Below are 22,352 nucleotides of genomic sequence, written 5' to 3' on the forward strand. Positions count from 1 at the left end.
TATTTGCTACGGTCAGGTACAGACTTTGTCTACCTACTAGTTTATCATACTTTGAAACAGGGAGGTTATATATTTTATCTATCAAAGAGATAGATAAAAACTATTTCAATCCCAATTCTTCATAAGGTTTTCGATAACCGATTTGCTTAACAGTTCCATTTTCTACTAAAATGGGTCGTTTTAACAACATACCGTCACTTGCTAGCAACTCAGCCGCTTCTTGGTTTGACAGGCTTCCTACCTTATCTTTCAGCCCTAATTCACGGTATTTGATCCCACTGGTGTTGAAAAATTGCTTCAACTCGAAACCTGAGGTCTCTAGCCAGTTTAAAATAACTTCTTGGCTAGGTGTTTCTTCGACGATGTGGACGGCTTTATAGTCCACACCGAGTTGATTTAATTCTTGTTTTGCTTTTTTACAAGTTGAACATTTTGGGTATTCGATAAATTCTAACATGTCTTTTACTTTCTATTTTATATCTTTAAAATCTGCGTCTTCATGCTCCAAGAGCCAAGCTTTCTTTTCCACTCCTGCAGCATAACCTGTCAGACGCTTGCCCGCTCCCAGCACCCGATGACAAGGTACTAGGATAGACCACGGATTGCGCCCCACTGCTCCACCAATTGCTTGGGCAGAAGCCACTTGCAGGTCTTGGGCTATTTGTCCATAGGTCACTGTCTGACCATAAGGAATTTCCTGTAAATAGGACCAAACTCGCTTTTCAAAATCCGTTCCGATTGGAGCCAAGGGCAGGTTGGATAAATCCTGAGGCTTGCCTTTAAAGTAAGCATCTAAGCAAGCAATAACTGGGTCTAAAATGGGATGACTAACAACTTCTTCTATTATTTCATACCCTAGTCCCCTCTCAAAATGCTTCTGCTCCTGCACCCAAATGCCATACAGATGTTGCTCGTCGGCAACCAAAGACAAGGTTCCTATTGGCGAAAAGTAGCGCATTTTTACGTACTTCTTTTGCATTATTTCTTCAATTTTTGATAGGCCAAGCGTTCGCCATCAACTGGAACCTTACCAACCTGTTTAAAACCAAGTTTTTCAAAAATATGTTGCATAGCTTTGTTTTCAGCATGCGTATCTGAGCGAAAATCAAGATAGTCAAAACCTTCAATCAAGCCCTCTAAGAAGGTTTGAGCAACTCCTTGTCCCTGGACATCTGCTGCCACAGCAATACGGTGAAAGACTATGTACTCTGACTCTCCAGCTTGCCATTTTCCTTCATAAATGGCTTCATAGGCTGCCTCTGGACTCTTGGTCACAGCTGCATAAGCTAGTAGTTCTCCCTCTTCCAAGGCTACGTAGGCTTGACCTGAGATAATATCTTCAATAATAATATCAGCATTTGGATAGCCATTTTGCCACTGGTCACTACCAGCTTCTGCTAAACATTTTTTAGCATCTTCCATCACCTGCATGATGGCATCTACTTCATTTGGAAAAGCTAAACGAATCTCCATCTTTTCTCCTCATTTCTGACTAGTTTCTCCCATCATAGCATAATTTAAGTCTTTCTACAAGCAGTTAAAACTTGACTTTCTGTTTTTATTATTTTATAATCTAGTTATTAAAACTAGATAAAAAGGAGTTGGAAATGAAAACTACCTTTTCCTACCCAAAATGGGCAGAAATTCCAAACATTGACCTCTATCTGGACCAGGTTTTACTCTATGTCAATCAGGTATGCGCCCCTATCTCTCCAGATAAAGACAAGGGCCTGACAGCATCTATGGTCAACAATTATGTCAAACATGGTTACCTGACAAAGCCTGACAAGAAAAAATACCAACGCCAACAGATTGCCCGTCTGATTGCTATCACAACTCTCAAGTCTGTATTTTCTATTCAAGAAATAGCACAGACACTGAATACTCTACAAAGTCAAGCCAGTTCAGACCAACTCTACGATGCTTTTGTGGACTACATGAACCAAGGAATGGATCCAGCTAACCCCATTATCCAAACCAGCTGCCAAACCGTTAAACTCTATCATCAAACTCTAGACTTAATCCATCATACTCAAGAGGAGGTAATCCAATGAACACCAGTCTTAAACTCAGCAAACAACTCAGTTTTGGAGAGGAGATTGCTAATAGTGTGACCCATGCTGTGGGTGCAATCATCATGCTCATCTTACTGCCTATTTCATCCACCTATAGTTATGAGGCACACGGATTTTTATCATCTATCGGCGTTTCCATTTTCGTTATTAGTCTCTTTCTCATGTTTCTATCATCCACCATTTATCACTCTATGGCCTATGGTTCAACCCACAAATATGTCTTGAGAATTATTGACCATTCTATGATTTATGTTGCTATTGCAGGATCATACACGCCCGTCGTCTTGACCTTAATGAATAACTGGTTTGGCTATCTAATTATTGCCATCCAATGGGGAACAACCATCTTTGGTATTCTCTATAAAATCTTTGCTAAAAAAGTCAATGAGAAATTTAGCCTTGCTCTTTACCTGATTATGGGCTGGTTGGTTCTAGCTATCATTCCTGCCATTATCAGTCAAACAACGCCAATTTTCTGGAGTCTCATGGTAAGCGGTGGACTCTGTTATACAGTTGGGGCTGGATTTTACGCCAAGAAAAAACCTTATTTCCACATGATTTGGCATCTCTTTATCCTAGCTGCGTCTGCCCTCCAATACATTGCCATTGTTTATTACATGTAAAAAAGTTGAGAAATTCAATCTCAACTTTTTTCTTTACACATATTGATAAAGTACTGGTGCAAGCGCACATCATCAGTCAATTCTGGATGAAAAGAGGTCACTAACATATTTTTTTCTTGAGCAGCAACGATTTGATTATCAACTGTTGCCAGAATTTCTACATCTTCTCCAACACTGCTGATAATTGGACCACGGATAAAAGTCATTGGAATCTGACCGACTCCCTTACATTCTGCTTCCGTGTAGAAACTTCCTAATTGGCGCCCATAGGCATTGCGCTCGACCACCATATCCATGGTTCCTAGATGACTCTCTTCCTGAGAAGCAATTTCCTTAGCTAGCAAAATCAAGCCAGCACAGGTTCCAAATACTGGCAAGCCAGATAGAATTGCTTCTCGAATGGGAATCAGCATGTCCTGCTCACGTAAGAGCTTGCCCATGGTTGTAGATTCCCCACCAGGTAATATCAATCCCGACAAATCACTCTGATGTTTCTGAAAATCATCTAAATTTCTGATTTCAACACTTTCGACACCTAATTGATCTAGCACTTTTGCATGTTCTGCAAAGGCCCCTTGCAAGGCCAATATTCCGATTTTCATCTATTTTCCTCGCTCAGCCATGAGGATTTGGATCTCATTTTCATTGATACCAACCATGGCTTCTCCTAAATCTTCAGAGATTTGAGCCAAGATTTGAGGATTTCGGAAATTAGTCACCGCTTTGACAATAGCACTCGCTCGTTTAACAGGATCTCCTGACTTGAAAATACCTGAACCGACAAAGACACCCTCTGCCCCTAATTGCATCATCAGCGCAGCATCTGCTGGCGTTGCAACACCTCCAGCAGCGAAATTTACAACTGGCAATTTTCCATGCTCATGGACGTATTGAACCAATTCTACAGGGACTTGCAAGTCCTTGGCAGCAACATAAAGTTCGTCCTCACGTAGGTTTTGAATGCGGCGAATTTCCTGATTCATCATACGCATATGACGAACAGCTTGGACGATATCCCCCGTACCCGGTTCTCCTTTTGTACGAATCATAGAAGCACCTTCAGCGATACGACGCAAGGCTTCACCCAAGTCCTTAGCCCCACATACAAAAGGAACTTGGAATTCTTTCTTGTCCACATGGAAACGGTCGTCAGCTGGAGATAGAACTTCACTCTCATCGATATAGTCAATTTCAATAGCCTCTAAAATCTGAGCCTCAACAAAATGCCCGATTCTGACCTTGGCCATTACTGGAATACTAACCGCTTCTTGGATTTCCTTAATCATCTTTGGGTCACTCATGCGGGAAACCCCACCAGCTGCACGAATATCAGCCGGAATCCGCTCCAAGGCCATAACAGCTGCTGCACCAGCAGCTTCTGCGATACGGGCTTGTTCAGGATTTTGAACATCCATGATAACGCCACCTTTAAGCATTTGTGCTAAGTTTTTATTTAATTCATAACGATTTTCAGTCATTTCTTTATCCCCATCATTTGTATTGGTAGCTACCATTTAATTTTAAGTCAGATTAGAATGAATCACAAGATAAAAAAACGATAATTGTATGGGTACAGATTGACTAAAAAACTATCTGACCTTAACTTAAGGCCAGATAGTTCATTCATTTTTATTTTTCAGCTGTAAGGGCAGCCATTGTAATGTAGTTGTATGGTTTATTAAAGTGTGGCAAGAAGAATAGGTCAGTCAAAGCCAATTTTTCAATTGTTACATGCTCTTGAATAGCAAGTGAGAACATGTGAATTCCCATACTAATCGCAGGGTCATGTGAAACCATTTGTGCACCAAGAATTTCACGACTATCTTTGTCAAAGACAATCTTGATGGCTACTTCATGGTTATCATGTTTCATGAATTCTGGTTTTTGAAGATCGTTAAATCCTGTTTCAGTTGCGTTGTAACCAGCAGCTTTAGCTTTTTCAAGAGTCAAACCAGTTGAAACCATGTGAAGACCGTAGATTGAGATACCGTTTGAACCTTGAACACCGATTCCTTCCAATTCATGTCCACAAGCATTGTAAGCACCAACAATACCAGTACGAACTGCGTTTGAAGCAAGTGCGATGTAGCTTGTATCTTTACGAGCGTTGTCATAAACAGTCGCACAGTCTCCAACAGCAAATACACCAGGAAGTGAAGTTTCTTGTTTCTTGTTTACAAGGAAAGCACCGTTACGGAAGAGTTCAATCTTACCATCAGCAAGAGCAGTATTTGGACGGAAACCAACTGCAAGGATAACCATATCCACATCGAAAGTTTCTTTATCAGTAATCAAGCGTTCAACTTTACCGTCACCCTCGATTGCTTTAACAGTTTGACCAAGAGCCAAGCGAATGTTGTGGTCTTCCAAGTTCTTCGCCATCATTTGTGTGAAGTCTTTGTCATAGTAACCGTTCAAAACAGTATCAACGATATCAACAAGTACAACTTCTTTTCCAAGACGCTCAAAGGCTTCAGCAAGTTCAACACCGATGTAACCACCACCAACAACGGCAATACGGTCGAGGTGTTGGCTCTTGTCAGCAAGTTTATTGATAACTTCTTCAGCATTTTGGTACAATTTCACGAATTGTACGTTTTCAAGAGTTGCTTTAAATTCGCGGTTTCCTTTAACAATTTCAACACCTTCGATTGGTGGCAAGATTGGTGTAGAACCCGTAGCAAAAATCAATTTCTCGTATGATTCTTTGTGTTCTTTTCCTTCAACTTCAGCTGTAACTACTTTGTTATCATAGTCGATTGAAAGAACTGGGGAATTCATGTAAACCTTAGCACCCTTAGCTTCCAATTTTTCTTTATCAGAATAGAACAAGCCTTCAGCACCGTCAATTTGTTCACCGATCCAAAGGGCCATTCCACATCCTAGGAAAGAGATGTTAGAGTTTTGGTCGAATACAACAATTTCGTTCTCATTACCAAAATTATCCAACATAGTATTAATACATGCTGTACCAGCGTGGTTAGCACCAACTACAACGATTTTACTCATAGAAAAATTCCTACCTTTAATTTAAAATTTACTCTTCTAGTATAACATTTACTGTTAGCGTTTACAAGAGTTTAGCTAATTTTCCCGATTTTTTTGTAAAAAAGTGTAAATAATCTGTATTTTATCAGCCTTTCTTACAATTACTCTTTATATTTTCTGAGCATATTTCTTGACAACTTTACAAATTTTATTTGTGAAAACGCTGACTTTATGGTATGCTAGTATCATGGAAAGAAAATGTAAGGGGTTAAATTTAATATAAATTTACTATATTTCAGCCTTCTTTTCATAAGAGAAAGGAGTTGGTAGCTTGCCTCTTAGTTCACATTCCGAACGGCTAATGGGAACCACTATCACTATTTCATTAGTGGATGAGCGAGCAGATATCTTGCTCCAAAAATCCTTTGATTTGCTCAAAGAGCTCGAATACCGCTTCAACGCCAATAGCCAAGAATCTGAGTTGATGGAAATCAATTATCAAGCTGGAATAGCTCCTGTCAAGGTTCATCCAGACCTGTTTGAACTGATTTCACTTGGTTTAGAGCATAGCCTAGCGCCCTCTAGCCATCTCAACATCAGTATTGGTCCCTTAATTCAAACCTGGCGCATCGGTTTTTCGGATGCCAAAGTCGCACAACCTCAAGAAATTGAATCGGTACTTCCTTTAATCAATCCTCATTCTATCGAGTTAGATTCTTCTACTTACACTGTATTCTTGAAACAGAAAGGAATGAAGATTGATCTTGGTTGTTTAGCCAAGGGTTATAGTGCGGATAAAGTTGCCCAATTTCTGAGAGAAGAGGGAGTAACATCTGCCTTGATCAATCTGGGAGGGAATATCCTGACTATTGGAAAAAATCAGGCAAGAGGAAATCAACCTTGGCAAATCGGGATTCAAGACCCAGCCAATCCTCGGGGAAATCACTTAATGACCATCCCCGTTGTCAATCAATCTGTCGTCACTTCAGGCATTTATGAACGTCACCTGACAGTCGATGGAAAAGATTACCATCACATTTTTGACAGCCAAACAGGATATCCTGTTGAAACGGAACTAGCAAGTCTAACTATCATCTCTGATAAATCTGTTGATGGAGAAATCTGGACAACTCGACTCTTTGGAGAAAGACCTGCTTCTATCCTCTGGCAAGTCGAAAGTTTGGAGGGCATCGAAGCTATCCTCATCGATAAGGAAGGTCACCTAAGCTGTTCTTCAGGAATTCCTACTCTATAGAAATAGATGTTTCAATGGAGTTTTAAAATCGTATTATGTAAAAAGAGAAAGGAAATCTCATGTTAAAACTTATTGCTATTGTTGGAACAAATTCAAAACGTTCTACAAACCGCCAATTGCTTCAATACATGCAAAAACACTTTGCTGAAAAAGCTGAAATTGAACTTGTTGAAATTAAAGACATTCCTGTCTTCAACAAACCAGCTGACAAGCAAGTACCTGCTGAAATCCTAGAAATTGCTGCTAAAATTGAAGAGGCAGATGGCGTTATTATTGGTACTCCTGAGTATGACCACTCTATCCCAGCTGTTTTGATGAGCGCTCTTGCTTGGTTGTCTTATGGTATCTATCCACTTTTGAACAAACCAATCATGATTACAGGTGCCTCTTACGGTACACTTGGTTCATCACGTGCCCAATTACAACTTCGTCAAATCTTGAATGCTCCAGAAATTAAAGCAAGTGTCCTTCCTGATGAATTCTTGCTTTCACACTCTCTTCAAGCCTTCAACCCAAGTGGAGACCTAGTGGATCTTGATGTTATTAAAAAATTGGATGCCACTTTTGACGACTTCCGTATCTTTGTAAAAATCACAGAAAAATTGCGCAACGCACAAGCTCTACTTCGCAAAGATGCTGAAGACTTTGACTGGGAAAATTTGTAAGATAGGAGACCAAAAAGAATGAAATTTGTTGGACTTGTAGGATCAAACTACGATCAATCATATAACCGTAAACTCTTGGAATTCATCCGTCGTCACTTCAAACTCAAATTTGAATTAGAAGTTCTCGAAATTGATGAAGTTCCAATGTTTAACCAAGACGAAAAATGGGACGAAAGCTTCCAATTGCGTCTCTTGTATAACAGAATTACACGTGCTGATGGTGTCATTATCGCTACTCCTGAGCACAACCACACAATCTCAGCTTCTCTTAAATCTGTTCTTGAATGGCTTTCATACGAAGTTCATCCATTTGAAAACAAACCAGTTATGATTGTGGGAGCTTCTTACTACGACCAAGGTACTTCTCGTGCCCAAGTTCACCTTCGTAAGATTCTTGACGCTCCAGGTGTCAATGCCTATACACTTCCTGGAAACGAATTCCTTCTTGGTAAAGCCAAAGAAGCTTTTGACGCAGAGGGCAATATCACGAATGAAGGAACAGTTAAATTCCTCGAAACTTGCTTGGATAATTTTGTAAAATATGTAGGAGTTGTTTCAAAATTGAAAAAACCAAAACCAATTGAACCAGAAGATTTGGATTGTGGCAGACCAATTGCTACCACAATCACAGAAGTTGATCCCGATGATCCAGAATGGGTTGAAAAAGTTGCTGAAATTACTGGTGCGGTTTCAGGTGATACCTATGTCAAACTAGATCATGGTATCTTAACTGTTAACCAAATCGATATGTTCTTGAAAGCAATGCCATTTGAATTGACATTTGCAGATGATAACAACCAATTCTTATACTACAATAATGTTCACCAAGATCCAAACACCATGTTTGCTAAACGTGTACCATCTCAATCTGGTAACCGTCTCTCAACTGTCCATAACTCACTTCCCGGTGGACGTATGAAAAATGTTGAATGGGTTGTCGGTGTACTGCGTAATGGTGATCAAGAATATGTTCGTACAATCGTTCCTGGATCTCCTGCAGGGGTTATCAATACTCACAACTATCAAGCTATGTACTATCCTGATGGATCATACGCTGGTATCAATGAAATAGTCTTCAACTTCCAACCATGGCTTGATTGGTACCTCAATACAACTGGTCAACGTCTAGTTGGTGGAAATGCTGCAGCTCCTGCTGGCGGACATGGTCACGGTGATGCAGATGCTACATCTGGAGCTTCTGATGCAGGTGAGGCTGGAGGCCACGGTGGTGGTGCAGACGCTACATCTGGAGCAAGCAACTAATAGTAGTTTTAGGAACCAAATTGGTTCCTTTTTTAACCAAAAAAGACTAGCAGTTTGTATCTGCTAGTCTTTTGATTATGATTTCACCAATCTTTGTTAAAAGAAAGAATAGTGCTTATGAATTTGGATCATCAAGACTTCTGCCATGTAACCCTTTTTCACGTTGGACTTGACGTAGTTTCTCTGGTGTAACATCGTTTCCTTCTTCGTCCACAATTTTGATTCCTTCAATGTGGTGACGAACAGAGCGACGATAGCCTTCGATATACTCCTCACGAAGTTTAGCTTGTTCCACTTTTTCAGCAGAAGTTAAGCCTTCTGTTTTTTTCTTTTTGGCAAGCTCGTTGATACGAGCGATTTTTTTCGGATCCATTTCTTCTCCTTTGTGATAAGATACAGTCCGTTTGACTGAGTTTATTTAGTATTGATTTGGTTAAAACGAGCGAGCTTAGCTGCTTTCTTGGTTAGTTGTGACAAGATTGCCAAACGATTTTGACGGACTGCTTCATTTTCAGCCATAACCATGGTATTCTCAAAGAATGCATCAATGACTGGGCTAAGAGCAAAGAGTTGTTTCAATTGTTGACTTGCAGTCCCTGACAAAACAAGTGATTCTACTGCTTCTGCCAAGGCTTTCTCTTCTTCATTCTCAAAAAGTGCTGAATCAACTGAAGCACACCCTTCTGCCTTCTCAGCCAAGTTAAAGGCACGAGAAAGTGATTCAACAGAAGGTTTGAAGTCTTCTTCCTTGCTTGCTTCTACGAGAGTACTTGCTACTTCCAACATCTCTGCCACAACAAAGTTTGATCCTGCAAGAACTGCTTCCTTGATGTCTTTTGGAGTAGAACCCATCATCTTATCAACACGAGCCTTGATAAAGTTCATAACCTCTGTCTTATTTTCATAAGTCAAGCTGTCAAATGTTAAAGCATAAAGGCTATCAATCAGTTCATCCATAGCAATGTGCCAACCAAAAGCATCCAAGATACGAACCACACCTTGCGTCGCACGACGAAGAGCATAAGGGTCATTAGAACCTGATGGAATCAAGCCTACTGAGAAGAAACTTAAAATCGTATCCAATTTGTCTGCAATGGCAAGCACTGCGCCGACCTTGCTCTCTGGAAGTTCTCCTTCAGCTGAAGTAGGCATGTAGTGTTCACGAATAGCAGCTGCCACCGCTGGAGTTTCCCCAGCAAGAAGGGCATATTTCTCACCCATAATTCCTTGGAGTTCGTCAAACTCACCAACCATACCTGTCAACAAGTCAAACTTGTAAATTGCTGCTGCACGTGCTAAGTCAACTGTTTCATCCACTGACAAACCAGCTTTTTCTGCCAAGAGAATAGCAATCTGACCCGTACGAATCATGTGTTCACGAAGGGAACCAATTTTCTCATGGAAGGTGACATTGTTTAATTTTTCAACAAGGTCTGAAATAACCAATTTTTGGTCTTCACGCCAGAAGAATTCACCGTCTTCCAAACGAGCTACCAAGACTTTTTCATTTCCTTTGATGACATTTTCCAAATGCTCTGCGTTTCCATTACGAACAGAAATGAAGTTTGGCAAGAGTTTACCATCTTGATCACGGACAACAAAGTACCGTTGGTGTTCCTTCATCGAAGTCACCAAGACTTCTTCCGGAACTTCAAGGTATTTGGCATCAAAACTTCCCATAAAGGCAGTTGGGTATTCAACCAAGTTCAAGACTTCATTAAGCAAATCAGCATCAATTTCGATACGTACACCATGCTCAGTTTCGATTGCTTTGATTTGGTCAACAATCATTTGCTCACGTTCACGAGGATCCGCGATTACAAACTGCTTACGAAGGTCTTCTTCGTAGCTCAATGCTGACTGAATTTTGGTTTCTTTCCCCAAGAAACGATGACCACGGCTCACACGATCACCCTTGATATCAAGGAAATCCAAATCAAACTCTTCTTCATCTAAAAGAACAGTTAAAGTGTGAACAGGGCGGATGTATTCAAAGGTGTTGTTAGCCCAGTGCATGCTGACAGGGAAAGTCAAGGACTTCAAGACATCTACAACACCAGGAACAATGGCTTCAACTGCTTGACCAATTTCTTCCTTGGTAACATAGACATATTCTTCACCCTTGATTTCACGGAATTCGATATCTTCAACAGTCAATCCTTTTCCACGAACAAATCCTTGAGCTGCTTTGGTGAAGTTTCCATCACTATCCAAGGCAATTTTCTTTGCTGGACCCTTGAAATCTTCTGTCAAATCAGACTGTTTGTCTGCAAGACCAGTCACACGAACAGCCAAACGACGTGGTGTTGAGAAGGTCTGAATAGCTTCAAAAGACAGGCGGTTTTCCTTAAGGAAGGCTGCCATTTTTTCGCCTAGTTGTTTTTCACTTGGTGTAACAACATAGGCTGGTAATTCTTCAAGACCGAGTTCTACTAATAAGTTTTTTGTCATGTTTTTTCTCCGAAAAATATCTTTTTATTTTCCAGTTTGCCTTATGTGATTGGCACGCAAGCAATCAACTTCGTTGTTTCATTGCTAAAATTGGAGCCAAAAGTCTCCAATTTTGCCTAGTATCCTTAGCTTCACTAAGGATACCTTCATCACTGCGGCAACTGGTTCAAGGCTCACACTGTTCGCCCATTTTCGTAATTTGTCACTTTCTTTATTCTGCGTCTTCTGCTAGGAGTTTAGCTCGTGTTGCTTCATCCAAAAGCGGGTAGCCTAGGCGTTTACGTTCTGCGACAAAGGTTTTGGCTACAACACGAGCCAAATTACGGATACGAGCGATATAGCCTGCGCGCTCTGTTACAGATACGGCACCACGCGCGTCAAGCAGGTTAAAGGTGTGTGAACATTTGAGAACATAGTCATAGGCAGGGTGTACCAAGCCTTCTTCTAATGCACGACCAGCTTCTTTTTCAAACTTATCAAAGTTTTCAAGCAACATTTCTTGATCCGAAATTTCAAATGAATATTTTGAATGCTCATACTCAGGCTGAATAAAGATTTCTCCGTATTTTACACCATCAGCCCACTCGATATCATAGACAGAGTCTACTTCTTGAATGTAAGAAGCCAAACGCTCCAAACCATAGGTTACTTCCGCAGTCACAGGGCTAGTTGCCAATCCACCGACTTGTTGGAAATAAGTAAACTGAGTGATTTCCATTCCGTCAAGCCAAACTTCCCAACCAAGACCAGCTGAACCAGTTGATGGGTTTTCCCAGTTGTCCTCAACGAAACGAATATCGTGCTCCAAAGGATTGATTCCCAATTTTTCCAAAGACTCAAGGTAAAGTTCTTGGATGTTTGATGGAGAAGGTTTCATAACCACCTGGAATTGGTGGTGTTGGTAGAGACGGTTAGGATTTTCCCCGTAACGACCGTCAGCAGGACGACGTGATGGCTCTACATAAGCCGCATTCCATGGCTCAGGTCCGATAGCACGAAGAAAAGTGTAAGGACTCATGGTTCCCGCACCTTTTTCATTGTCATAAGCCTGCATAAGCATACAACCTTGGTCATTCCAAAATTGTTGTAAAGTAAGGATGATTTCCTGGAAAGTCAATTTTTTAGACATTATTTTCTCCTTTTTCTATAAATTACTTGCGACACGAGTCTGCCTCGTCGATTATACGAGGCAAGACGAGTTAGTACTGCGTCTAGCTCAGCACCCTGGTACTGAGCGTGGGGTAATCCGACTGTAAGGAGGTTTCTGCCACTGACGCAGTGGAAAGTCAATTTTTTAGACATTGTTTACTCCTTTTTCTATAAATTACTTGCGACACGAGTCTGCCTAGTCGATCTTACTAGACAAGACGAGTTAGTACTGCGTCTAGCTTAGCACTCTAGTGCTGAGCGTAGGGCAATCCGACTGTAAGGAGGTCTCTGCCACTGACGCAGTGAAATGTTAATTTCTTAGACATTGTTTACTCCTTTAGTTTTTATATTTCTTTTTCAATTAATTTCTGCTGAACAAACCAATTTAACAAGGGAAGAGTTTTATCTGTATTTGCCCATAAATGATAAGAATCGAAGACCGCTTGTACACTACCTAGATTTTCTACCAACTTATCTATTGTCAAAAAACTACGCCAGTATTCGTAAAAAATACTTGCATAGTTCTTATCATAAGTCGAAGAACCAAAATCATTCAATGAATGCCAACCATACTTCTTCTGAAAAAGTTCTACAAGAAATTGATTACAAATTTTTTCCGCTTGAAATTCCTCTTCTGTCAAGAAATACTTGCGACTAATATATTCAACCATCCCCTCTTCGAACCAGATATAAGAGTCGTAACCATCAAAATCATCTAAAAAATGCTCCGACCAATGAGCTAACTCATGTCCTACAATCTGTAAGAGGAAATTTTCAGATAAAGAATGATAGTGACTTTCTATTACTTGAGTTTGCTCAGAACACTCGTAGTCCATCAACTGATACAAATACAACTCTTTCCAAACAGCTAAATCAGGCGTCATAACCATTCGTCTATTATTTGTATAGGCTGGAACAGTACTTTCCCTAATAATCTGTGTAGCAGCACTAAAACTTGACCAAATAACGGCTTGCGGTAAATCACAAACTGCAAGTTCATTCTTTAAAAAAGATTGATAATCTTTCAACTTTTCAGTATTTCTTACTACAAACTCACGAAATGCAGCTAGTTGGCTATCGTCTTTTACAAGATAAAGGTTTTCCACGTCTCTCCTTTCTTTCACATAATAGACTGAATAAGCGAAAGAACCGCGTCCGACAATCCTAGGTTGATTTAACCTAGGGGCGTCAAAAACGCGGTTCCACCCTAATTTATTACTTCATTGTTTTTGAAAATACTACAGAAAGCGCCAGCTCTTTATTTTGCCCTACTTGGCTCCCACTATCCCAAGCTCGCTTGAAGAACGCCATAAGACTTTCTTTCCTGCTGACTATTATATCAAAAATTGGAACAATGTACAATTCTTTTTATGATTTTCTAGAAATCCATGTCATCAACTCGTGGAGCACCAGACTGAACAGCAATTGTTTTTAAGGTTTCACGTTCCTCATGATTCAGCTCAATTCCGAAACAATCAAGATTAGCCTGAATACGAGATGCTGTAACAGATTTCGGAAGTGGTAAAAATCCTTCTGCTAAGCTCCAGGCCAAGGCTATCTGAGCAACAGACTTTCCATGATTTGCTGCGATTTCTTGGACTTCCTTACTATCAAATAGTTCTCCCTGACCAAAAGGTCCCCAAGCTTCCAATAAAATACCTTTTTCTCGACAATAATCTACGACTTCCTCTTGATACACACCTGGAGCCAAACGAACTTGATTGACCGCTGGAAGAATTTTTGCTGTTTCAAGCAAGGCATCCAAATGATGGGGAAGGAAATTACTAACTCCAATAGCACGGATTTTTCCTTCTTGATAGAGGTCTTCCATCGCTCTCCAAACTTCTGAATTTCGGATTTTCCAGTGGTTATTTTCTCTGAGTGGTTTTGGATTTGGCCAATGAATCAAATACAAATTCAAATAATCCAAGCCCAGCTGAGCTAAAGACTCTTCAAAAGCCTGACGAGCTTGCTCATAGTTGTGATTTGTATTCCAGAGTTTGCTGGTTACAAAAATTTCCTCACGCGGAACGCCACTATCTTGAATGGCACGACCAACGCTTTCTTCGTTTTTATAAATAGCTGCCGTATCGATATGGCGATAGCCTGCCTTTAAAGCCTCTAAAACTGCTTGGTATGCAATCTCTCCATTTTCAGCTTTCCAGGTTCCAAATCCCAGAACTGGAATCGTAATGCCGTTATTTAAAGTATAAGATTTCATTATTTTTCCTTTCTAAATTAGAAGAAAATCCAAAGAGCCAAATTTTCAAAGAAAACTTATCTCTTTAGATTTTGTGTATTATTGGTCACGGTCATAATAGAGCTGGTGAGGTTTAAGACGAGTGTCTAACAAATCTGGTACGGTAACAAAGTCATAACCTTGCCCTTTCAAATAGTCAATAACCTTCGGCAGAGCATTTACTGTCTCAGCATGGATATCATGCATTAAGATAATCGAACCATTACGAACTTGACGTTGAATCTCTGTCAAAATTGCTGCTTCATTTTTACTCTTCCAGTCCAGACTATCGACATCCCACATAATAAAGCTCAAATCGAGGCTATTGCGAATGTCGTCTGTAATAGCTCCATAAGGGGGACGCATAAGTTTGGAGCTAGACCCCAACACTTTAGTTAGCGCATCCTCAGTATCAGTAATTTGTTTTTTAGCTTCATCAAGGGAAAGTTTTGAAAGCACTGGATGGCTCCAACTATGGTTTCCAATAACATGGCCATCTGCTTTCATGCGTTTCAATATCTCTTCATTGCCAGAAACATTCTTACCTAGAACAAAGAAAGTTGCCTTGATACCATACTTGGAAAGAGTATCTAATGCTTGATTTGTCGTCGTAGGATTTGGTCCATCATCAAAAGTCAAGGCCACTACTTTACGATTTTTCTTTTCATAATAAGCCTTATATAGCTCTGCATCCTTATCTAATAAATAAGAGGACTGAATAACTTCAAAGAAACTAGGTACTGGCAAGGCAATCTCGTCTAGATTTTCAACTGACTGACTTGGATAAAGGATAATCTGACTATCCTTGTAATCAAAGTTCCATGCAGACAAGTCTTGGTCAGAGAAACCTTTAACAACTTGATCAATCTTTTCTTGCTCCAATTTCTTATCCTGTAAAAAAGAAGTCAGTTCTTTTATCAGTTTCTCTTTGGCCTTACTAGCATCTGAAAATAGTTGATCAAGTGTAAAAGGTTTACCATCTTCTGTCAAATGTACTTTTGCCAGACTAGTTTTTTCAGTCTCTTCAACTTTTGACGAAGTTAAATCATAGACTTGTTTCATCACATTTCGGTTGACAATCCCTTTTAAAGTCGAATCCTGTTTCTCCGTATAATAAAAAACCAGATTTTCCTTGTCTTCCAGATTTTCCTTAATGTCCTGTGTCATGATTTCTTTTACAGATGAAATGACTTGCTCCCCTTGGAGAGGATAATAGGCAATTACTTCTGCTTGTCCCTTACGAAAATGATCTTTCTGATTTCCCTCACTCAATTGATTATCTTTATCATTTTTTAAAGACTCAATTTTTTGTTCGAAACTTTGCTTTGTATATACTTTGTATCCAATCATTGAACCAAGGACACAAATACTTACCGAAAAGATAGCTACCAGGGCTATTAAACCGATTCTCTTTTTATCGTGCTCAACACGTTTTGCTCTACTTTTATCCATAGAGATATCATATCAAATTCAGGCTATAATTTCAATTATTTTAGAGGAAATAGTATATTAAAAAGAGGGGAACTCCCTCTTAAAATCTTATTTTACTGCTTCTTTCAAAGCATCTACCTTGTCCAAACGTTCCCATGGAAGATCAATATCTGTACGTCCCATGTGTCCATAAGCCGCTGTTTGACGGTAAATTGGGCGCTTGAGGTCCAGCATTTGGATAATTCCTGCAGGGCGAAGGTCAAAGATTTGACGGGCTGCTTTTTCAAGCTTGCTTTCAGCTACTGTTCCTGTACCAAAGGTATCGATACGAACAGAGACAGGCTGCGCAACACCGATAGCGTAAGCCAATTGCACTTCTGCTTTCTTAGCAAGACCTGCTGCAACGATATTCTTTGCAATATAGCGAGCCGCATATGACGCAGAACGGTCCACCTTAGTCGCATCTTTACCAGAGAAAGCACCACCACCGTGACGGGAGTAGCCACCATAAGTATCCACGATAATCTTACGACCAGTCAAACCTGAGTCCCCTTGAGGTCCACCGATTACAAAACGACCAGTAGGATTGATGAGGAATTTTGTTTGCTCATCCAAGTAAGAAGCTGGAATAACCTCTTTGATAACCTTGTTAATGACATCATTGTGAATTTGTTCGTTGCTGACTTCTGGATCGTGCTGAGTTGAAATAACAACTGTGTCCACACGTACTGGACGGTCATTTTCATCATACTCAACTGTAACTTGTGATTTAGCATCTGGGCGAAGATAGCTAATTTCCCCAGACTTACGAAGTTCTGCCAAACGACGAACTAATTTATGACTGAGTGAGATTGGCAATGGCATGAGCTCTTCTGTTTCATCCACTGCAAAGCCAAACATGAGACCTTGGTCTCCAGCACCAATTAAGTCCAGCGGATCTTGGTCTGCATTTCCACGAACCTCCAAGGCTTCGTTAACACCTTGGGCAATGTCAGGAGATTGTTCCACTAAAGATGGATGTACTCCTACAGTCTCAGCAGAAAAACCATATTCTGTATTAGTGTAGCCAATCTCTGCAATGGTATCACGAACCACACGGTTAATATCTACATAGGCATTTGTAGATATTTCACCAAAAACATGGACTGAACCAGTATATACAGCTGTCTCAGCAGCAACGTGCGCCTCTGGATCTTTAGCTAAAATAGCATCCAAAATCGCATCTGAAATTTGGTCTGCAATCTTATCTGGATGCCCCTCAGATACAGATTCAGACGTGAATAATTTACGTTCTGACATAAAAATGTCCCCCCTTAAAAATAGTGTTATAGAGTTACAAAGTACTGATAGGTATTTTCATTTTCTAAGAGTTGCGACGCGTAAGAAATAAAAACGATAATTTTTTATTTCTGAAGCTAGTAAGGCGCATAGGGTGACTGCATTATAGCGGCAACCGTAGAATGACGAACGACTTTGGAGCCGTCATTCTTTGCGAGTTGCGACTCGAAAGAAAAAATAGAAATTTCTACCATCTTATCGGGACTATATAACTCTTCCATTATACCATTTTTAGGCTCAATTTGCAGTCTATAATGTAGTGTTTCTGTATAGATAGTTCGTTATCATAAATAAAAAAAGTTGGAGCTCAGTACTCCAACAATTACTATTAAAATGTTTGGCGTTTTGCTTTGCGCTCTGCACGACCGCGAGCGCGATTTTCAGCACGCTTGTTTTTGCGGCGTTTTTCATCAACCGCCCATTTAATTTTCTTCTTATAACCTGGTTTGACTTTTTTCTTTTTCTTTTTAACCAAACCAATCATTTCAATATCAAGCTTATCTTGTTTTTTCTCACGGTTGGCACGACGATCACGGTCATAGGTATCTTGGAATTCTCCATCTTTTAGCATCTTCGGAGTAAACTTAATTCCCAATTTCTCCAACTCACGGATATCCGAGTCATCGCTTGGCTGGTAAAGAGTAATAGCTGTACCTGGTAGGCCGTTTCGTCCAGTTCGACCAACACGGTGCACAAAGAAGGATAAATCTTGCGGAATGGCATCATTGATGACATGACTGACACCTTCAATATCAATTCCACGCGCTGCCAAATCTGTTGCGACAATATACTCAAAATCCAAATTTTTAACCTGGTTCATGATACGTTTACGCTCACGAGGGGCAATATCCCCATGGATTTTTGCCACCTTCAATCCTTGAGCAGTCAAATAAGAATGCAATTCATCAGCACGCGTTTTAGTGTTAACAAAAATCATTGCTAAATAAGGTTGCATCAACTGAGTCAATTGATAAATTTGAGCATTCTTGTCACGTCCCTTGGTAGAAATCAACCAATTATCAATGGTGTCAGAAATAACAGTTTTGGTCTTGATTTTCTCCATAACAGGATTTGATAAGTATTTTTTCAAGAATGGTTGCAACTTTTGTGGAATAGTCGCTGAGAAGACCATGAATTGCAGGTCTTTTGGAAGGCTTCCAGCAATCTTATCAACAGTTTCCAAGAATCCCATATCCAAGGTCATATCTGCCTCATCAACCACAAAGGTCTTAGCCTTGTGAATAGCTAGGTCACCAGACTTAACTAAGTCATAAATACGGCCAGGCGTTCCGATAACAATATGAGGCTGGTTGCTTGCCAATTTGTCAATCTGGCGAGCCTTATCTGTACCACCCACATAATTAACCACACGAATTTCTACCTCTGAGTGGGCTGCAATCTGACGGGCTGCTTGGTAAATTTGAGTAGCTAATTCACGGCTCGGTGCAGTAATGACTGCTTGAACACTATCGCTGGCTTCATCTAATTGCTGGAAAATCGGCAATAGGAAAGTATGAGTCTTACCAGAACCTGTTTTTGATTCACCGACTAGGTCACGACCTGCCAAAACAATAGGAATCAACTTGTCTTGCACCTCTGTTGGAGTTGTAAATTTCAACTCCTGCAAGGCTTCTCTAATATAGTTTTTAAATTGAAATTTCGTAAATGACATAATATCCTCGATTCTATCTATCCTACCAATTATACCACATTTTATTCCATTTCAGTAGTCTCACTTATTTAGGCTATTTCCAGTAGCTTTTCTAGTCAGAAAAAGGCTGGAATTTGTGAATCCCAACCTCTTTTCAGTCCTTATTTCCAGTTTAAAGTAGCATTCAAGCCATAGTGATCACTCACTTGTGGACTCTTATTACCATCAAATACGACATGTAAATTTTCCACCGCTAACTCTTTGGTAGTAAAAACATAGTCGATTCGAAGGGGTTCAGTGTTCCCTTTCCAGCCATCAATTTCTGGTGGAACGGTATAGCTACCGCTTTTCTCTTTAGCAACTTCAAAAGCGTCTTGTAAGCCTAATGAGCTAGCTAAAATAGCTTGATAGCCTTCCTGACCAGCTGGGTTGTTAAAATCTCCAGCTAGCAAAAGCGGCTTGTTCAATTCTTTCAAGACAGCCTCAAATCGTGCCCATTCTTCTTGGAAACCTTTATCCCACCAAGAAAGGTGGACACTTGCAACTGCAAGCTCCTTACCATCAACTACAGTTTCAGCCAGGGCAACACGGCGAGTATGATAGTCTGTTGGATCATCCACATCTGAAACTAAAATTTCTCTGACTTCAATAGGTGTTTTAGACAAGATAGCCACACCTTCATGGTAGCGGTCATAACCAATATGGTTATAGGCCCAAGTCCAGTAGTAATCTTTCCCTTGCTCTGACAACTTTTCAACCAAAAGTCTAACATAATGGTCTTGGTGAATAGGTTCAGCTGCTGGCAAAGCTTGATAAAGGTCATTAACCTCGACCTCTGGTGAAGTGATCTCCTGATTGATTTCTTGGAAACAAATCAAATCATAGTCTTTTTCAAGAATATCCTCAAGCAAAATCTGGAATTTTTCCTCTGCTTCTTTCTCCATCCAACTGTGAGTATTGAGTGTTAAAAATTTCATTCTTTTCTCCCAAAATAAGAGGTTGGAATACAGCTTCCAACCTCAAGTATATTACAATTCTACTTTAGCAACTGCTGTTTTAGCTGCAAGAGAACCTGTTTTTTCTAATTTAACTGATTTAATTGCATCACCATTTGTGAAGACAACTACTGTTGAAGTTTCACGTCCTGCTGCACGGATAGCATCCAAGTCAGCTGTGACAAGAAGATCTCCTGCTGCAACTTTTTGTCCTTCAGCAACATGAACTGTAAATGGTTTACCTTCAAGACTTACTGTGTCCAAACCAATGTGAACCAATACTTCAAGACCTGGTTCAGTCACAATACCAAGAGCATGTTTTGTTGGGAAGATGCTTGATACAGTACCTGAAACTGGAGATACAATGTTTCCATTTGCAGGTTCTACTGCAAATCCATCACCCATCATTTTTTGAGCAAATACTGGATCTTTTACTTGTTCCAAAGCAACAACTTGACCGTCTGCTACTGAGTAAACTTCCTCAGTAAGACCTTTGAAGTGAACAGTGTTTTGTTGTGCTTCAGTCATTTGGCTTGGAAGAGTTTCAGGAATGATTTCACCTGAATCAAGGATATCTTGGATATCAGATTTCAATACGTCTGCTTTTGGACCGTAGATAGCTTGAACTCCTTGTCCTTTCATGACAAGACCCATAGCTCCTTCTGCTTTCCATTGTTCTGCATCACCGACTTTGTCAGCATCTTTTACAGTTACACGAAGACGAGTCATACATGCATCAACATCAACGATGTTTGCACGTCCACCAAGAAGGTTAATAATGTTTACAGCTTGAGAGCCTGCTGCAACTTTCACTTCGCTACTAGCTTCTTCTGAACCTTCAGCAGTTTCGTAATTTCCGTTACGTCCTGGAGTTGCGTAGTTGAATTTTTGAATCATGAAGTTTGCGATAAAGTACATGATTACGGCAAAGAGAACAGTTACCCAGATAAAGTTAACGATATCCATACCAATACCAGCATTAATTGCTAGTGGTGTACGAGTCAAGAATTCAATTGAACCGAATGAGTGGACACGTAGGTTTACTACGTCAGCCATAGCGAAGGCAGCACCTTGAACAAGTGAGTAAACAAGATACATAGGTGTTGCTACAAACATGAACATGTATTCGATTGGTTCAGTAACCCCTGTCAAGAATGTTGCAAGAGCTGTCGCAATCATCATACCTTTATATTGATGTTTCTTATCAGCATCGACATTACGGTAGATAGCAACGATCACACCCATCAAGATACCGAATGAACCGATCATTTGTCCAACTTTGAAACGAGCTGGGTGAACAGTATCTAACAATTGTTGGTAGTGACTTGCATCTGTACCTTTAAGGTTAACAAGGTCTGTTACCCATGCAAGCCATAGTGGGTCTTGACCAAATACTTGAGTACCTTTAGCTGCACCAGTTAAAATGTCATAAGTACCACCAAGAGCTGTGTAGTTCATTGGGATAGTCAACATATGGTGAAGACCAAATGGCAAGAGCAAACGTTCCAAAGTACCATACAAGAATGGTGCAAGGATTGGAGCAGTTTCTTGTGAGTTAGCAATCCAGATACCAAAGCTATTGATACCTGTTTGAACTACTGGCCAGAAGGCAGCAAGTAGAATTGCAGCGATTGCTGAACGAAGAATAACTACAAATGGTACGAAACGTTTCCCGTTGAAGAATGAAAGTGCATCAGGAAGTTTACGGAAGTTGTAGTATTTATTGTAAGCAGTTGCCCCTACAAAACCTGAGATAATCCCTACAAACACACCCATGTTCAATGCTGGAGCTTCAAGAACACTAATGAAGTAATCAGCAACTTTGATTGAACCACCAAAGAGAGTTGTGACCATAGCATCTGGATTTTTCAACATATCTCCTGATACACCAAAGATTGTACCAGTGATACGGTTAATCAAGATGAAGGCAAGACCAGCGGCGAAAGCACCACCAGCACGTTCTTTAGCCCAGCTTCCTCCAATTGCTAGGGCAAACAAAATGTGAAGGTTACCGATAACCCCCCAACCAATTTGCTCAAGAATTCCACCTGTAACTACAAGTGGTGCAAAAGTTGGGTTAATCATTACGATAGACTTACCGATTGAAATCATCAAACCAGCAGCCGGCATAACCGCGATAACCACCATCAAAGCCTTACCGAATTTTTGCCAAAACTCGAAAGACAAGACATTTTTGAATGTATCTTTCATCATTCAAATCTCCTTTAT

The 22,352-nt window shown here is 40.2% G+C and carries 21 protein-coding genes; 5 read left to right on the forward strand and 16 right to left on the reverse strand.

Features of this window, described 5'->3' with window-relative positions; all coding sequences use genetic code 11:
* Nucleotides 1-100 precede the first annotated feature (100 nt).
* From ACLNCV_RS02585 to ACLNCV_RS02595, 3 genes are read right to left on the reverse strand one after another with little or no spacing between them, the layout of a single operon-like run.
* The gene (locus ACLNCV_RS02585; protein WP_000889092.1) at nucleotides 101-457 is read right to left on the reverse strand and encodes an arsenate reductase family protein; all 357 of its coding nucleotides are present in this window, start codon (nucleotides 455-457) and stop codon (nucleotides 101-103) included.
* Between the two features lie 12 nt (nucleotides 458-469).
* On the reverse strand, nucleotides 470-979 hold the full coding sequence (locus tag ACLNCV_RS02590) for a methylated-DNA--[protein]-cysteine S-methyltransferase (RefSeq protein WP_049487829.1): 510 nt from the start codon (nucleotides 977-979) through the stop codon (nucleotides 470-472).
* Nucleotides 979-1,473, reverse strand: a complete 495-nt coding sequence (locus tag ACLNCV_RS02595; protein WP_261125993.1) for a GNAT family N-acetyltransferase — start codon at nucleotides 1,471-1,473, stop codon at nucleotides 979-981. Before ACLNCV_RS02595 ends, ACLNCV_RS02590 begins: the two co-directional genes overlap by 1 nt.
* 134 nt (nucleotides 1,474-1,607) lie before the next feature.
* On the opposite strand from ACLNCV_RS02595, the gene ACLNCV_RS02600 reads away from it, so the two are divergent.
* Together ACLNCV_RS02600 and trhA are read left to right on the forward strand one after the other, a co-directional pair.
* Nucleotides 1,608-2,054: a DUF1836 domain-containing protein gene (locus ACLNCV_RS02600; RefSeq protein WP_261125991.1), complete on the forward strand. Its 447-nt coding sequence runs from the start codon at nucleotides 1,608-1,610 to the stop codon at nucleotides 2,052-2,054.
* Entirely contained in the window at nucleotides 2,051-2,698 is a 648-nt protein-coding gene (trhA, locus tag ACLNCV_RS02605; protein ID WP_261125990.1) for a PAQR family membrane homeostasis protein TrhA, read from the forward strand. The genes ACLNCV_RS02600 and trhA overlap by 4 nt, the downstream gene beginning before the upstream one ends.
* A 20-nt stretch (nucleotides 2,699-2,718) precedes the next feature.
* On the opposite strand, the gene pdxT is transcribed toward trhA, so the two are convergent.
* The 3 genes from pdxT to nox form a co-directional block, all read right to left on the reverse strand.
* Nucleotides 2,719-3,300 carry a pyridoxal 5'-phosphate synthase glutaminase subunit PdxT gene (gene pdxT / locus ACLNCV_RS02610; protein WP_084926628.1) on the reverse strand — a complete coding sequence of 194 codons (582 nt, stop codon included), beginning with the start codon at nucleotides 3,298-3,300 and terminating at the stop codon, nucleotides 2,719-2,721.
* Nucleotides 3,301-4,176 (reverse strand): pyridoxal 5'-phosphate synthase lyase subunit PdxS, encoded by an 876-nt coding sequence (gene pdxS / locus ACLNCV_RS02615; protein WP_000138517.1) that lies wholly within the window; start codon nucleotides 4,174-4,176, stop codon nucleotides 3,301-3,303.
* A gap of 151 nt (nucleotides 4,177-4,327) precedes the next feature.
* The gene (gene nox, locus ACLNCV_RS02620; RefSeq protein ID WP_084926629.1) at nucleotides 4,328-5,707 is read right to left on the reverse strand and encodes a H2O-forming NADH oxidase; all 1,380 of its coding nucleotides are present in this window, start codon (nucleotides 5,705-5,707) and stop codon (nucleotides 4,328-4,330) included.
* Nucleotides 5,708-6,017: 310 nt separating this feature from the next.
* Here nox and ACLNCV_RS02625 point away from each other — a divergent pair, with 310 nt between their 5' ends.
* From ACLNCV_RS02625 to ACLNCV_RS02635, 3 genes are read left to right on the forward strand one after another with little or no spacing between them, the layout of a single operon-like run.
* Nucleotides 6,018-6,941, forward strand: a complete 924-nt coding sequence (locus ACLNCV_RS02625) for an FAD:protein FMN transferase (RefSeq protein WP_084926630.1) — start codon at nucleotides 6,018-6,020, stop codon at nucleotides 6,939-6,941.
* 59 nt (nucleotides 6,942-7,000) lie between these two features.
* A complete protein-coding gene (locus ACLNCV_RS02630; protein WP_000915951.1) occupies nucleotides 7,001-7,606 on the forward strand; it encodes an NADPH-dependent FMN reductase in 606 nt (201 codons plus the stop codon).
* A gap of 18 nt (nucleotides 7,607-7,624) precedes the next feature.
* The gene (locus tag ACLNCV_RS02635; protein WP_049500118.1) at nucleotides 7,625-8,869 is read left to right on the forward strand and encodes an NAD(P)H-dependent oxidoreductase; all 1,245 of its coding nucleotides are present in this window, start codon (nucleotides 7,625-7,627) and stop codon (nucleotides 8,867-8,869) included.
* A 115-nt stretch (nucleotides 8,870-8,984) separates the two neighbouring features.
* On the opposite strand, the gene ACLNCV_RS02640 is transcribed toward ACLNCV_RS02635, so the two are convergent.
* The 10 genes from ACLNCV_RS02640 to ACLNCV_RS02685 form a co-directional block, all read right to left on the reverse strand.
* Nucleotides 8,985-9,242, reverse strand: coding sequence for a DUF896 family protein (locus ACLNCV_RS02640; RefSeq protein ID WP_000371291.1), 258 nt, complete (start codon nucleotides 9,240-9,242; stop codon nucleotides 8,985-8,987).
* Nucleotides 9,243-9,283: 41 nt separating this feature from the next.
* Nucleotides 9,284-11,320: a glycine--tRNA ligase subunit beta gene (gene glyS, locus ACLNCV_RS02645; RefSeq protein ID WP_424844832.1), complete on the reverse strand. Its 2,037-nt coding sequence runs from the start codon at nucleotides 11,318-11,320 to the stop codon at nucleotides 9,284-9,286.
* A gap of 211 nt (nucleotides 11,321-11,531) precedes the next feature.
* Nucleotides 11,532-12,449 (reverse strand): glycine--tRNA ligase subunit alpha, encoded by a 918-nt coding sequence (gene glyQ / locus ACLNCV_RS02650; RefSeq protein WP_045611928.1) that lies wholly within the window; start codon nucleotides 12,447-12,449, stop codon nucleotides 11,532-11,534.
* A 364-nt stretch (nucleotides 12,450-12,813) separates the two neighbouring features.
* Entirely contained in the window at nucleotides 12,814-13,575 is a 762-nt protein-coding gene (locus ACLNCV_RS02655) for an elongation factor Tu (protein ID WP_424844833.1), read from the reverse strand.
* A gap of 272 nt (nucleotides 13,576-13,847) precedes the next feature.
* Complete coding sequence (locus tag ACLNCV_RS02660) at nucleotides 13,848-14,690, reverse strand: aldo/keto reductase (protein WP_261020710.1); 843 nt, start codon at nucleotides 14,688-14,690, stop codon at nucleotides 13,848-13,850.
* 78 nt (nucleotides 14,691-14,768) lie between these two features.
* Complete coding sequence (pgdA, locus tag ACLNCV_RS02665; protein ID WP_261020711.1) at nucleotides 14,769-16,160, reverse strand: peptidoglycan-N-acetylglucosamine deacetylase PgdA; 1,392 nt, start codon at nucleotides 16,158-16,160, stop codon at nucleotides 14,769-14,771.
* An 87-nt stretch (nucleotides 16,161-16,247) separates the two neighbouring features.
* A complete protein-coding gene (metK, locus tag ACLNCV_RS02670) occupies nucleotides 16,248-17,438 on the reverse strand; it encodes a methionine adenosyltransferase (RefSeq protein WP_060627931.1) in 1,191 nt (396 codons plus the stop codon).
* 367 nt (nucleotides 17,439-17,805) lie between these two features.
* Nucleotides 17,806-19,149: a DEAD/DEAH box helicase gene (locus ACLNCV_RS02675; RefSeq protein ID WP_424844834.1), complete on the reverse strand. Its 1,344-nt coding sequence runs from the start codon at nucleotides 19,147-19,149 to the stop codon at nucleotides 17,806-17,808.
* 140 nt (nucleotides 19,150-19,289) lie between these two features.
* A complete protein-coding gene (locus ACLNCV_RS02680) occupies nucleotides 19,290-20,105 on the reverse strand; it encodes an endonuclease/exonuclease/phosphatase family protein (protein WP_424844835.1) in 816 nt (271 codons plus the stop codon).
* Nucleotides 20,106-20,156: 51 nt separating this feature from the next.
* Nucleotides 20,157-22,337: a PTS transporter subunit IIBC gene (locus ACLNCV_RS02685; RefSeq protein ID WP_261087660.1), complete on the reverse strand. Its 2,181-nt coding sequence runs from the start codon at nucleotides 22,335-22,337 to the stop codon at nucleotides 20,157-20,159.
* Nucleotides 22,338-22,352 lie beyond the last annotated feature (15 nt).

Source organism: Streptococcus sp. CL5.50 (genome assembly GCF_049738015.1).
GTDB classification, from domain to species: Bacteria; Bacillota; Bacilli; order Lactobacillales; family Streptococcaceae; genus Streptococcus; species Streptococcus mitis_CA.